Raw genomic sequence first — 13287 nt, forward strand, 5'->3', positions numbered from 1 at the left:
GAACGGCAGTAACAGGCTTTTTACAGCGGCACGCCTGTTTCTTCGACCACAGGGGTCGTTGACTGTCCTCACTCCCGCCTCCGCCCCTCTTTTTCCGAGGAGAACCATGTCCCCTGTCCGCAAGAGACTCCTCGCCGGTGCCTCCCTGACCTCGGCCTCGCTGCTGCTCGCGGGCTGTTCCGGGTCGAGCGGTACGTCGTCCTCCGGGTCGCACGACACGATCAACTACGCACTGCCCGCGAACTTCACCCCGAACTGGATCCTCCCGATCGGCACCGCGGCGCACCTCAACACCAACAACATCTCCATCGCGAACGCGCTGTGGGAGCCGTTGATCGCCTACGACGGCTCGACCGGGACCATGGGCTGGAACAAGAAGGGCTCGGTGGCGACCGCGGCGGACTTCGCGGCCGACAACAAGAGCGTCACGATCACCCTCGGCGAGCGGCAGTGGAGCGACGGGAAGCCGATCACCTCCGCCGACGTGAAGTTCTGGTTCGACCTCATCAAGGCGAACAAGGCGCAGTGGGCGGGCTACAACCCGGGCAAGGCGCCGGACAACTGGACGTCCTTCAAGACCGTCGACGCCCACCACTTCACGATCACCTTCGACAAGGCCTACAACCCGCAGTGGATGCTGGCCAACGAGCTGAGTTCCATCACTCCGCTGCCCCAGCATGTGTGGGACAAGGCCGGGGACGCCAAGAAGGACTGGACGTACCTCAACAGCGCGGCGAAGAACATCAACGGGTACGCCACGAACGCCCTGTGGAAGACGGTCAGCGGCCCGTACACCGTGAAGTCCTTCTCCACGGCCGGCAAGGTCGTCATGGCCGCCAACCCGAAGTACGACGGCGGCGAGAAGCCCGGCATTCCGACCGTGAACCTCCTCCCCTTCACGACGGCGGACGCCGAGAAGAACGCGCTGCGCTCGGGGAGCGTCGACTACGGCTACATCGAGGCGACCGACCTCGACCAGAAGGACAGCTTCACCGCGCGCGGTTACACGGTGAAGCCGTGGTCGGGCTGGGCGATCACCTACATGCCGTACAACTTCAACAACCCTTCCATGGGTGCCGTGTTCAAGCAGCTCTACGCCCGGCAGGCCGTGCAGCGGTCGATCGACCAGACCACTCTGGCGAAGGTCGTCTTCAACGGGACGGCGGTGCCCGGGTACGGCCCGGTCCCCCAGGCGCAGAGCTCGTCGTTCCTGTCGGCCACCCAGAAGAGCGACCCGTATCCGTTCTCGACCTCGGCCGCCAAGTCGCTGCTCAGCAGCCATGGTTGGAGCGAGCAGGGCGGGGTCATGACCTGCACGAGCCCCGGCACCGGCGCCGCCCAGTGCGGTGAGGGGGTCGCCAAGGGGACGAAGTTCCAGATGCAGGTGCTGTCGCAGTCCGGTTCGACGGTGACCGACAACATGATGAGCGCGATCCAGTCCTCGCTCGCGAAGACCGGCATCAAGTTCTCCATCAAGACCGCGCCGGTCAACTCCGTGCTGTCGCAGACCCCGCAGTGCACCGCCTCGCAGTCGATCTGCAAGTGGCAGCTGTCCTACTTCGGTACGGCCGGCAGCTGGTACTTCCCGGCCTTCCCGACGGGTGACTCGCTCTTCCAGACGAAGGGCGGCGCGAACTTCGGCAACTACTCCAACGCCGACGTCGACAAGCTCATCTCCGCGTCCACGACGTCGAGTTCGACCCAGGCGGTCCAGGACTACAGCGCGGCCCTCGCCAAGGACCTGCCGGTGATCTGGCTGCCGGAGCCCGACTACCAGATCTCCGTCGTCAAGAACGGCCTCGGCGGCTTCTCGCAGGATCCGCTCGCCAACTTCCACCCGGCACAGTGGAAGTGGACCAGCTGAGGCATGGACACCCTCCTGTATCTGACCCGGCGGACTGCCCAGGCGCTGGTCGTCGTCCTCATCGTGACGGTCGTGGTCTTCGGTCTGCTGCACGCCTTGCCCGGGGGTCCCGCGCGCGGGATCCTCGGCCCGCAGGCCACGCCCCAGCAGATCACGCTCTTCAACCATGACCAGGGCCTCGACCGGCCGCTGCCCGTGCAGTACCTGTACTACCTGCGGCAGTTGCTGCACGGGGACCTCGGCACGTCGTACACCCTCAACGAGGCGGTGTCCCAGCTCATCGAGCAACGGCTGCCGAAGACACTGGTGTTGACCGTGCTGTCGGCGGTGGTCGGGCTGCTGCTCGCTCTTCCGCTGGGCATGTGGCAGGCCGTCCGGCGGAACAAGCCGGCCGACTACGTCATCACCACGTTGAGCTTCGTGGCGTACTCGACTCCCGTGTATTTCCTCGGACTTGTGCTGGTGATGCTCTTCACGCAGGTCGTGCGGTGGTTTCCGTCGCAGGCGCCGCAGGGGGACACGGTTGCTCAGGTCTTCGCGGATCCCATGGCGTTGGTGCTGCCGGTGGTGACGGGGGCGGCCTCGATGGTCGCCGTGTTCAGTCGGTACATGCGGGCGGCGACGCTGGAGAACCTGTCCGAGGACTATGTGCGGACGGCTCGGGCGGGGGGTTCGCGGCAGCGGGCGATTCTCTTCAGGCATGTCTTCCGGAACTCGTTGACTCCGGTGATCGCGATGCTCGGGTACTACGTGCCGGTGCTGTTCGGGGGTGCGCTGGTTGTCGAGCAGCTCTTCAACTACCCGGGGATGGGGCTGTTGTTCTGGAGTGCGGCTCAGTCCTCGGACTATCCGGTGCTGCTGGGCTGTGTGTTGGTGATCTCCGTGGCGACTGTGGTGGGGACGCTGCTCGCCGATGTCGTCCAACGGATCGTGGATCCCCGAGTGAAGGCGGCTCGGACATGAGTGTTCAAAGTGCGGGCCGGTGGAGGCTGGGCACGCCCCGCGGCGGAGCCGCAAATCGACACAGCCCCGCGCCCCTGATTGCTCGCTTCGCTCGCAACAAGCTTGCTGTTGCCGGACTCGCAGTAGTTGCCCTCTTCTTCCTGTTCTGCTTCCTCGGGCCCCTCCTCTACTCCACCGACCAGACCCACACCGATCTCACACAGGTCAACCTCGGCCCCAGCGGCTCCCATTGGCTCGGTACGGATGCCGTCGGGCATGACGAGCTGGGGCGGCTCATGTACGGCGGGAAGGTCTCGTTGCTCGTCGGGCTTGCCGCCGGGGTTCTCGCCACCGTGATCGGGACGCTCTGGGGGTCTGCCGCCGGGTATGCCGGTGGGTGGGTCGATGCCGTGATGATGCGGGTCGTGGACGCCGGGATCGCGATCCCCGCGCTGTTCATCCTGCTGGTCGTGTCCGCCATCACCACTCCCGGTGTGCCGGGGCTGATCGTCATCCTCGGGCTGGTGTCCTGGCTCGTTCCCTCGCGGCTCGTGCGGGCGGAGACGCTGACCCTGAAGCGGCGGGACTATGTGCTGACCCTGCGGGCCATCGGCGGTACTCACGGGCGGGCCATCGCCCGGCACATCCTGCCCAACTCGGTGTCGACGATCGTCGTCGCGGCCACCTTCCAGGTCGCCGACGCGATTCTGCTCGTGGCCTATGTGTCCTATCTGGGACTGGGAGTTCAGCCGCCGGCGACCGACTGGGGCGGCATGCTCTCGGCCGGGCTGACGGCCGCCTACTCGGGACGCTGGTGGCTGATCGTGCCGCCGGGTCTCGCGATCATCCTCGTCGTGTGCGCGTTCAACGCGATCGGTGACGGACTGCGGGACGCCTTCGACGTAAAGGGACGCGGATGAACAACATCCTGGAGATGGAGAGTCTGGGCGTCACCTTCTCGACGGAGAGCGGTGATGTGCCCGCCGTGCGCGGGGTCTCGTTGCGGGTGGCACCGGGCGAGACGCTGGCCCTGGTGGGTGAGTCCGGGTCGGGGAAGTCGACCGTGGCGCTCGCCGCCCTCGGGCTGTTGCCGGGCAACGCCCGTGCGTCCGGAGGCGTTTCGGTCGGCGGTACGGATGTGGTCGGCGCCGGTGAGGCCGAACTCGCCCGACTGCGTGGCCGTACCGCCTCGATGGTGTTCCAGGAGCCTGCCACCGCGCTCGATCCGCTGACCCGAATCGGCAGGCAGATAGCGGAAGTCGTACGGAATCATCGGGACGTGTCGCGACGGGAGGCGGCTGCCGAAGCCGTCGAGCTGCTGCGCAAGGTCGGTATTCCTGATCCAGAGCGGCGGGCCTCCGCGTTTCCGTTCCAGTTGTCCGGCGGGCAGCGGCAGCGGGTCGTCATCGCCATGGCCATCGCCAACTCGCCCGGGCTGCTCGTCGCGGACGAGCCGACCACCGCGCTCGATGTCACCGTGCAGGCCGAAATCCTCGATCTGCTGCGGGCGTTGGCCGTCGACTCGGGCACGGGCGTGCTGCTGGTCACGCACAACATGGGGGTCGTCGCCGACTTCGCCGACCGGGTCGCCGTGATGCTGGAGGGGGAGATCGTGGAGACGGGGGCGGTGGAGGACGTGCTGTTGCGGCCCGCGCACGAGTACACGCGGCGCTTGCTGGAGGCCGTGCCCCGGCTGGCGGTGAGCGAGCCGGAGGGTGTCGTGCACGAGGAGAACGAAGGGGCACCCGTCGTCGAACTCCGGGGTGTGGGCGTGCGGTTCGGGCGCGGGCCGCGCGCCGTGCGGGCGCTGGACGACGTGTCGCTGACCGTGCGGGCCGGCGAGACCGTGGGGCTCGTCGGTGAGTCCGGGTCCGGGAAGTCGACCGCCGCGCGGGTGGCACTGGGGTTGGTCGCGCCGGAGTCCGGGGACGTCTCGCTCTTCGGGGCCGATCTGCGCAAGGCGCGGGGGCGGGCGCGGCGGGCCCTGCTGGCCGGGGTCGGGGTGGTGCTGCAGGATCCGGTGGCCTCGCTGGACGCGCGGATGAGTGTCGCGGAGTGCGTGGCCGAACCGTTGCGGGTGCACCGGCGTGGCATGGGGGCCGTAGAGCGGCGGGAGCGGGTCGCCGAGGTGCTCGAACTGGTGCGGCTGCCAAGGGAGTTGGCGCGGCGTGGGCCGCGTGAGCTGTCCGGTGGGCAGCGGCAGCGGGTGAGTCTCGCGCGGGCGCTGGTGCTCGCACCGCGGCTGCTGGTCGCGGACGAGCCGACGAGCGCGCTGGACGTGAGTGTGCAGCGGACGGTGTTGGAGGTGATCGCCGAGTTGCAGGCGGAGCTCGGGTTCGCGTGTCTCTTCGTGTCGCACGACCTGGCCGTGGTGCAGCAGTTCGCGGGACGGGTTGTCGTGATGCGGGGCGGGCGCGTCGAGGAACAGGGGCCGACCATGAGCACCTTGCTGCACCCGGAGACCGCGTACACGCGCCGGCTCATCGCCGCCGTGCCCGTGCCCGATCCGGTGCTCCAACGGGAGCGCAGAGAACGCCGGGTGGCGTCGGGGACGGAGGCCGGCGCGTGAGCGAGGCTCACCAGGTGATCGCCGGTGTCGACATCGGCGGGACCACCACTCAGGTCGTGCTGTGCACGGACCGGCTCGACGTCCTGGACCGGGTGGAGGTGCCGACCCCGGCGAGCGAGGGCGGGGCCGCGATGGTCGGCGCCGCACTCTCCGCGCTGCGGCTGCTGCTGGACCGTGGACCCGCCCGCTTGCTGGGGGTCGGGGTCGGGGCGGCCGGGCTCGTGGACGTACGGGCCGGGCGGATCCTCGTGGCGAGCGACTCGTTCCGCGACTGGGCCGGGTTCGAGGTGACGGCCGCCGTCCAACAGGCCCTGGATGTACCGGCGTTCCTCGACAACGACGTCAACGCGTTTCTGCGCGGGGAGGTCGCGAAGGGAGCCGTCGTGGGTGAGGAGAACGTGCTGGGGATGACGCTGGGCACCGGCGTTGGCGGCGCACTGTGGCTGAATGGCGCCCTTTACGACGGGCCGCGCGGAGCCGCGGGCGAGATCGGTCATGTCCCGGGGTTCGGCGAGCTGCCGTGCACCTGCGGTGGTCGGGGGCATCTGGAGACGCTGGCGTCGGGGCGGTCGATCGCGGCGCGGTACGGGGAGCGGACGGGTGTGGACCGTAGCGCCCGCGTGGTGGCCGAGGCGGCCCGCGGCGGCGACCCGGACGCGCTCGCCGTGTACCGGGAGGCGGGCCGGGGTGTGGCCCGTGCGCTGCTGATCACGGCGGGGCTGCTGGATGTCACGACGTGTGTGATCGGCGGGGGTGTCAGCGGGTCGTGGGCGCTGCTCGGGTCGGCCGTGCGGGAGACGCTGGCGCTGGAGCCGCCGGTGAGCGGTCACCCGCTGCGGGTGCTGCCGGCCCGGCTGGGCGGTGACGCGGTGGCGGTCGGGGCGGCGGCGAGGGCGCGGACGGAACTGCCGATCCACACAGGGGGCTCGTAGCGGACGCCTACGTGAACGGCGAGAACCGGCCAAGCACGACCGTGTGATTGACGTGCACGCGCCCCATCTCTACCTTCTGATCGACTTACCGAACCTCGTTCGGAATGTCGAACGACAGGTACCAATGGGCCGCTCGTATCCCCCTGGAGAACACATGGCCGTCCCCCCTCTCCCCCACCCCTCCCGCCGCCTGTTCCTCGGCATGGCCGCGACCGTCCCCCTCGCGGCCACCGGCGCGCTCACCCTCGGCGCCGGCAGCGCGCGGGCGGCGACCAACTCGGCTTATGTCATGTGCTACTTCACCGAGTCGCCGACGTTCCTGGGCGCCAACTACGGCCTGCACCTGGCCGTCAGCCCCGACGGTCTGCAGTGGACCCCGCTGAACCAGAACGCCCCCGTCGCCACCCCGACCGCGGGCTCCCTCGGTCTGCGCGACCCCTTCATCCTGCGCAAGCAGGACGGCACGTTCGCGGTCCTCGCGACGGACCTCAACGGCACCGACTGGTCATACGTCAGCCAGTACATCCATGTCTGGGACTCCACCGATCTGCGCACCTTCACCGGTTACCGGCGGATGAAGGTGCACGACCTGGACACCCACGCCTGGGCGCCGGAGTCGTACTGGGACGCGGGGCGCGGGCAGTACGGGGTGATCTATTCGGCGGTCAACGACAGCGGCCACAACGTCATCATGGTCAACTACACGAGCGACTTCGTGACCGCCGGGGATCCGCAGGTGTTCTTCGACCCCGGCTACGACGTCATCGACGGTGATCTCGCCGTGGGTGTGAACGGGGTCAACTACCTCTACTTCAAGAAGAGTTCGACGCTGGTCGGCGCGAAGTCCACGTCACTGGACCCGGGCAGCTTCACCGAGTTCAGCACCGCGGTCTCGCACAACGGCACCGAGGCCCCGACCTTGGTCAAGTCCCTGACGTCCAGCTCCACTTGGTACCTGTGGGGCGACACCTGGGACCCCAACGGCGTCTTCTACGCCTGGCAGGCCGGCAGCCTGGCCGCCGGCACCTGGACGGCCGTGGACCAGAAGCTCTACACGCAGCCGCTCAACTCCAAGCACTGCGGTATCCAGCCGATCACCGCGACCGAGTACGACAACCTGATCGCCAAGTGGGGCACGCCCGCCTGGAACCGGCTCAAGTCCTACAACTACCCGGCCCGTTACGTCCGGCACTCCAACTTCATCGGCCGGATCGACGAGTACGCCTTCGACCCGTACACCGACTCGCAGTGGACCCTGGTGCCGGGCCTCGCGGACAGCGCGGGAGTGTCCTTCCAGTCGGTCAACTACCCGACCCGGTATCTGCGGCACTACAACTACGCGCTCCAACTCGACGTGAACGACGGGACGTCGACGTTCGCCGGGGACGCCACGTTCTACCGGACCGCGGGGCTCGCCGACTCCTCCTGGGCGTCCTTCCGGTCGTACAACAACCCGACGCGTTACATCCGCCACTCCAACTACGTCCTGCGCATCGACCCGATCTCGACGGCCACCGACCAGCAGGACGCGACCTTCTACGTCGGGTACTGAGCACGACGCGGGTGCCTCCCGGAGAACGGAGGCACCCGCGTCGGCGGCGGAACGGGTCAGCTCAGGCCGGCCGTCTTCAGCCAGGCCTTCGCGACGTCCAGCGGGTCCTTGTTCTGCGAGCCCACCTGGGTGTCGAGGTCCAGCAAGGTCGCCGTGTCGAGCTTCGCGGAGACCGCGTTGAGGGCGGCCACACCGGCGGCGGAGAGGCCGCTCTTGTAGACCAGGGGCTGCACGTTCTCGAAGCCGAAGAGCCGCTTCGGGTCCTGGAGCGTGACGTGCTTCTCCTTGGTGATGGTCGGGTCCGTGCTGAAGAGGTCCGCCGCCTGCACGGTGTTCTTCTTCAGCGCGGCGGCCGTCAGCGGGCCGCCCGCGTCCAGCGCCTTGAAGGACTTGAACTCCAGGCCATAGACGGACTTCAGGCCCACCAGGCCCTGCTGCCGGGTCTGGAACTCCGGCGAGGCGCCGATGACCAGGTCCTTGGCGATGGACTTGAGGTCCCCGATGCTGGACTCGGACGTGAGGTTGTACTTCTTCGCGGTCTCCGCGTTGAGGGTGACCGTGTCCTTGTCCTCGGCGGCGGCCGGGTCCAGCAGCGTCAGCTTGGAGTCCAGCTTCGCGTTGATCGCGGCCGTGGTGGCGGCCAGGGTCGCCGGGGCGGCCTTCGGGTCGAGGTAGGCCAGCAGGGCGCCGTTGTACTCGGGCAGCACCGTGATGGAACCGTTCTTGAGCAGGCCGTACGTCGTCTCGCGGCTGCCGATGTTCGGCTTGTAAGTGACCTTGACGCCCTTGGCCTTGAGGGCCTCGCCGTAGATGTCGGCGATCAGGATGCTCTCGGCGAAGTTGTTCGAGCCGACGACGACCGTGTCGCCACTGGCCTTGCCGCCCGAGAGGGGGTTGTCGGACTTGCTGTCGGAGGACGACCCACATCCCGTGACAAGCGCAGCCGTGGCGGCGAGGGCGATGGCCGCCGCGCCGGGGTACCTAGTGCTGGACCAGCTGTTCTTCGCTTTAGAAGTCACAATTCCCGTTCCGGGGTTGGATGTTGGCACAGGCGTGCAGGCATGACTGTGGCGTCCACGCGCGGGGCGTGAATGCCGCACTCCGCTGATCCAATCCAGCCGGTTCTTGGTCAGTCAAGAGAACTCTGGTCACCGATTGGCCTCAATGAGCGCCCAGTTGTGAAGGCAACGTAAACAGACCGGTCACGAACACGGGCGCTTTGTAATTGATTCTTGACGTAGGGCGACGCACTTGATCGTTCAAAGAGGCGGTAGTCTCCCCGGAGTTGGCATCGGTCACAGCGGTGTGCGGGGGCCGCTTCGATCAAAAACAGTCACGTGTGTCGCTGCGCGTACCGTGACAACACCCCACGAAGGAGGCCTGGTGTCCATACGGGGCTTCGCAGACCGTTGGCCCTTCAGGCGCAAGCTCAATCTGCTCGTCGGCGTGCCGCTCGCGGTGGTCGCGGTGCTGCTCACGTATCTCATCACCGATGAGATCGGGCAGTCGACGGACGCGAGCGACGCCGCCCAGCTGGTGCGGGACAGCGGGCAGGTCGCCAGGCTGGTGAACCTCGTGGAGGCGGAGCACCAGCAGGCCATCCTGCTCTCCGTCCGCTTCGAGGCCACCAACGACGACGGCACCCCCTCGCAGAGCGCCTACCGCAAGTCCCAGCAGGCCGTGGACAAGCAGGTCGAGAAGGTGCGCGACATCTTCGGCGACCGGCTGCCGGCCGGCGAGGCCCAGGCGCTCAGGGAGATCAACGGCCTTCAGACGCTGCGCAACACGGTCACCCAGAGCTATCTCCCCGCCGACAACATCGACCCCGCGTACACCAGCGCCTCGGACGGCCTGATCGACGGGCTCGACCTGGAGCACAACGCGAACCTCGCCACCACCTTCACCGGCAACCTGCTGGACTCCGTGCTGCGGGCCGATGCCGCCCACAGCTCGTTCGAGACCAGCGTGTTCTCGGCGACGACCGGTGACAGCAACGCGCTCATCGAGTTCACCAACGCCGTCGGCTCCTACGACCTGTACACCTACCAGGCCTCCCGCTTCGCCCGGTTCGCCACCGAGGCCCAGGCCGACGAGCTGTCCGGCATCGAGCACACCACCCCGCAGCGGGAGATCGCCGAGGCCTACGCCGAGTTGCAGATCGACCCCAGCGGGCTGCAGGCCGAGTCGCCCGGCGCGGTCCGCAAGGCGTTCGCGGACGCCATGAGCGACTACCCGGCCTACCCGCAGCAGGCCGAGGCCCGGCTGAAGATCACCAGTTCGCTGATCGGCCAGATCGCCACCCGCGCCGACAACGCGTCCAGCTCCGCCTCCTGGCGCGCCGGACTGCTGCTGAGCCTCTCACTGCTCGGCTTCGTGCTGTGGCTCGCCTTCGTGGTGATCGTGCGCCGCTCGGTGGTCCGGCCGGTGCAGGCCCTGACCGGCGCCGCCAAGCAGGTCGCCGAGGTCGCGGGCCGGGAACTCGCCCGCGTGGCCGACGACGACGCCGAGGACGACGGCCCGCCGATGCTGCGGGACATGCCGGTCACCGCGAAGGACGAGATCGGCGACCTCGCCGAGGCCTTCAACCATGTGCAGACCACGGCCGCCGCGCTGCTGGCCCGCCAGGTCGTCAGCCGCCGCAACGTCGCCGAGATGTTCGGCAACGTCGGCCGCCGCGTCAGCAACCTGACGACCCGTCAACTCGCGCTGATCGACGCGGTGGAGCGCGGCGAGACCGACCCGGCGCTCCTCGAACGCCTCTACTCCATCGACCACATCGCCGTACGCCTGCGCCGCAACGCGGACAGTCTGATGCTGCTCGCCGGCATCCGCGAGACCGTGCTCGACGGCGGACCCACCGAACTCACCAACGTCGTACGGGCCGCGCTCGGCCAGATCGAGGGCTTCCAGCGGGTGAGTCTGCGGGCCGACACCGAGATCATGGTGGAGCCCGACATCATCGGCGACCTCACCCTGATGGTGGCCGAACTCCTGGAGAACGCGGTCTCGTTCTCCCCCGCGGGCAGCCCCGTCGAGGTGGTCGTCCGCACCGACGGCGACGACGCGCTGATCGTCGTGGCCGACCACGGCCTCGGGATGAGCGCCGACCGCATCGCCGAGGAGAACGCCCGGCTGATCCGCCGCGAGCGCCTCGACCTGGTGCCGACGAAGGTGCTCGGCCTGTTCGTGGTCGGTACGCTGGCCCGCCGCTGGGACATCGACGTCACGCTGGCCCGCACACCGGGCGGCGGTGTGACGTCCGAGGTGACCATCCCGGCGACGCTGCTGCTGCGCATGAGCGCGCTGGCCTCCGGCGGTTCGGCGGAAGGACACGCGGGGCCCGACAAGGCGCTCGCGCCCGCCGGGTCCGGGGCCGTCGACTCCGGGGAGGAGCAACGCCGTCCGGCTCCCTCGTGGGCCGCCTCGGACTCCGGACCGCGCCCGTCGATCACCCTGAGCAGACCCGAGCCGGCCGAGTCCGAGCACCTGCGCGCCGAGGACGAGCCCGCCCCGCTCCCGCGCCGGGTCTCCCGGTACGAGACGGTGACGGCCGCCGCGGCTCCCCCGCCCGTCACCCACCACGCCCCGGCGGACGAGTCCGCCGCCCTCGACACCGCGCCCGGAGGCTCCCGCCCCCTGCGCCGGCGGGTCAAGGGCGCCACCCTTCGTACGGGCGCCGACGACGCCGCCCAGCAAACCGCCAGGCAGGCCCCCCGGCCCGCCGACGCGGACGCCGTCCGCTCGGCCCTCGAAGAGTTCGAGGCCGCCGTGGAGCAGGCCAACCGGGACAGCGACACCCTCTCGGGCCTGCGCCTCACGGACGCACACCACCCGCACGACCGGAACAGTCTCCCGAAAGGAGCGGAGCAGTGAGTACGTCGACAGGTGAAACTCCCAGGGGAGGCACCACGCCGGCCGAACTGCAGGCAGCCGCGGCCGATTTCAACTGGCTGCTCAACCGTTTCGCGACGGAGACCGCGGGTGTCGTCGACGCCATCGCGGTGTCCTCCGACGGTCTGCTGATCGCCGTGGCGGAACTGCGCGAGCACGCCCACTCGGAGCGGCTCGGGGCCATCGTCTCCGGCATCACCAGCCTGGCCGCGGGCGCCTCCGGCAACTACGGTCTCGGCGGTCTGAACAAGGTCATCATCGACCTGGAGGGCGGCCACGTCCTCGTCTCCGCGATCGGCAGCGGCGCCGTCCTCGGCGTGGTCACCGACAAGGAGGCCAAGCTCGGCAACATCGCCTACGAGATGACGCTGTTCGCCAACCGGGCCGGTTCCGCGCTCAACCCGCAGCTGGTGCTTCAGCTGAAGAACAGCGTCGGCGCCGCTTCGGCTCGGTGACCGGTCCCCGACCGGTCGAGAGAGGAACAGCCACTCATGCCCGACGGCCGCACTCCGAGCGGAGCCGGCGCGGACGGGGACACGCCCCCGGGTCGCGATCCGGTGCGCGCCCCCTCCGCCGTACGGCCGTTCCTGGTGACCGCCGGCCGGGTGGCGGGCGCGGGCGCGGCCGACTCCGGACGGCCGATCCCCGTCGAGACCCAGGTGGTGGCCACGGCCGCCGGGCTCGACGTGCTCGACCGGCTCTCCTTCGAGCAGCACGACATCGTCGCCGCCTGCCGGCAGCCGCAGTCCCTCGCGGAGATCGCGGCCCGGCTGCGGCTGCACCTGAACGTGGTGCGGGTCCTCGCCGAGGACCTGCGGGCCGCCGGACAGCTGACGGTGCATGTGCCGAACACCGACATCACCCACGACGCAACCGTCCTGCGAAGGGTCATCGATGGCCTCCGCGCCATCCCCAACTCCCGGGGAGTACTCCGTGACACCGACTGAACCGGTCGCCCGCGGTGCGGCTGCGCAGACCGCCGTACGACCGCCGCTCCCGGTGAAGATGGTCGTCGCGGGCGGCTTCGGCGTGGGCAAGACCACCACGGTGGGCGCGATCTCCGAGATCGAGCCGCTGACCACCGAGGCCGCGATCACCGAGGTCGCGGCGGGCGTGGACGACCTGTCCCACACCCCGCGCAAGACCACCACCACGGTGGCGATGGACTTCGGCTGCATCACCATCGACCCGACCTTGAAGCTGTATCTGTTCGGTACGCCCGGGCAGGACCGGTTCGGCTTCATGTGGGACGACATCGTGGAGGGCGCGGTCGGCGGGCTCGTCATCGTCGACACCCGCCGCCTCGACGACTGCTACGCGGCCGTCGACTACTTCGAGCACAAGCAGATCCCGTTCGCGGTCGCCCTGAACGCCTTCGACGGGAAGATCGAGCACTCCCTCGACGAGGTCCGCTGGGCCCTCGACGTCAACGAGCGCGTCCCGGTGATCGCCTTCGACGCGCGGGAGCGCGGCTCGGTGCGGGACGCGCTGCTGGTCGTACTGGAGCTGGCGCTGGCGCGCACGGAGGGCTGACGGA

The 13287-nt window shown here is 69.1% G+C and carries 11 protein-coding genes; 10 read left to right on the plus strand and 1 reads right to left on the minus strand.

The features are described 5' to 3' along the window. Nucleotides 1–106: 106 nt before the first annotated feature. The 6 genes from ACWDEW_RS16645 (at nt 107) to ACWDEW_RS16670 (ending at nt 7859) form a co-directional block, all read left to right on the plus strand. A complete protein-coding gene (locus ACWDEW_RS16645; protein ID WP_450513507.1) occupies nt 107–1864 on the plus strand; it encodes a peptide ABC transporter substrate-binding protein in 1758 nt (585 codons plus the stop codon). 3 nt (nt 1865–1867) lie between these two features. After that, nucleotides 1868–2827 carry an ABC transporter permease gene (locus ACWDEW_RS16650; protein ID WP_450513509.1) on the plus strand — a complete coding sequence of 320 codons (960 nt, stop codon included), beginning with the start codon at nt 1868–1870 and terminating at the stop codon, nt 2825–2827. Continuing rightward, nucleotides 2824–3726, plus strand: coding sequence for an ABC transporter permease (locus ACWDEW_RS16655; protein WP_450513511.1), 903 nt, complete (start codon nt 2824–2826; stop codon nt 3724–3726). The genes ACWDEW_RS16650 and ACWDEW_RS16655 overlap by 4 nt, the downstream gene beginning before the upstream one ends. Then, on the plus strand, nt 3723–5375 hold the full coding sequence (locus tag ACWDEW_RS16660) for a dipeptide ABC transporter ATP-binding protein (protein ID WP_450513513.1): 1653 nt from the start codon (nt 3723–3725) through the stop codon (nt 5373–5375). The genes ACWDEW_RS16655 and ACWDEW_RS16660 overlap by 4 nt, the downstream gene beginning before the upstream one ends. Further along, the gene (locus tag ACWDEW_RS16665; protein WP_450513515.1) at nt 5372–6307 is read left to right on the plus strand and encodes an ROK family protein; all 936 of its coding nucleotides are present in this window, start codon (nt 5372–5374) and stop codon (nt 6305–6307) included. The genes ACWDEW_RS16660 and ACWDEW_RS16665 overlap by 4 nt, the downstream gene beginning before the upstream one ends. Nucleotides 6308–6461: 154 nt before the next feature. Then, nucleotides 6462–7859 carry a glycoside hydrolase family 43 protein gene (locus ACWDEW_RS16670; RefSeq protein ID WP_450513517.1) on the plus strand — a complete coding sequence of 466 codons (1398 nt, stop codon included), beginning with the start codon at nt 6462–6464 and terminating at the stop codon, nt 7857–7859. Between the two features lie 56 nt (nt 7860–7915). Here the strand turns inward: ACWDEW_RS16670 and ACWDEW_RS16675 are convergent, their stop codons facing one another. Then, on the minus strand, nt 7916–8878 hold the full coding sequence (locus ACWDEW_RS16675) for an ABC transporter substrate-binding protein (RefSeq protein WP_019071415.1): 963 nt from the start codon (nt 8876–8878) through the stop codon (nt 7916–7918). Nucleotides 8879–9242: 364 nt separating this feature from the next. Here ACWDEW_RS16675 and ACWDEW_RS16680 point away from each other — a divergent pair, with 364 nt between their 5' ends. The 4 genes from ACWDEW_RS16680 to ACWDEW_RS16695 are packed head-to-tail and all read left to right on the plus strand — an operon-like array spanning nt 9243 to nt 13283. Further along, nucleotides 9243–11732 carry an ATP-binding protein gene (locus tag ACWDEW_RS16680; RefSeq protein WP_450513519.1) on the plus strand — a complete coding sequence of 830 codons (2490 nt, stop codon included), beginning with the start codon at nt 9243–9245 and terminating at the stop codon, nt 11730–11732. Next, nucleotides 11729–12205: a roadblock/LC7 domain-containing protein gene (locus ACWDEW_RS16685; RefSeq protein ID WP_019071413.1), complete on the plus strand. Its 477-nt coding sequence runs from the start codon at nt 11729–11731 to the stop codon at nt 12203–12205. The genes ACWDEW_RS16680 and ACWDEW_RS16685 overlap by 4 nt, the downstream gene beginning before the upstream one ends. Before the next feature lie 36 nt (nt 12206–12241). Continuing rightward, entirely contained in the window at nt 12242–12697 is a 456-nt protein-coding gene (locus ACWDEW_RS16690) for a DUF742 domain-containing protein (protein ID WP_019071412.1), read from the plus strand. After that, entirely contained in the window at nt 12684–13283 is a 600-nt protein-coding gene (locus ACWDEW_RS16695; protein WP_093629786.1) for a GTP-binding protein, read from the plus strand. The genes ACWDEW_RS16690 and ACWDEW_RS16695 overlap by 14 nt, the downstream gene beginning before the upstream one ends. Nucleotides 13284–13287 lie beyond the last annotated feature (4 nt).

Source organism: Streptomyces sp. NPDC001100 (genome assembly GCF_053598575.1).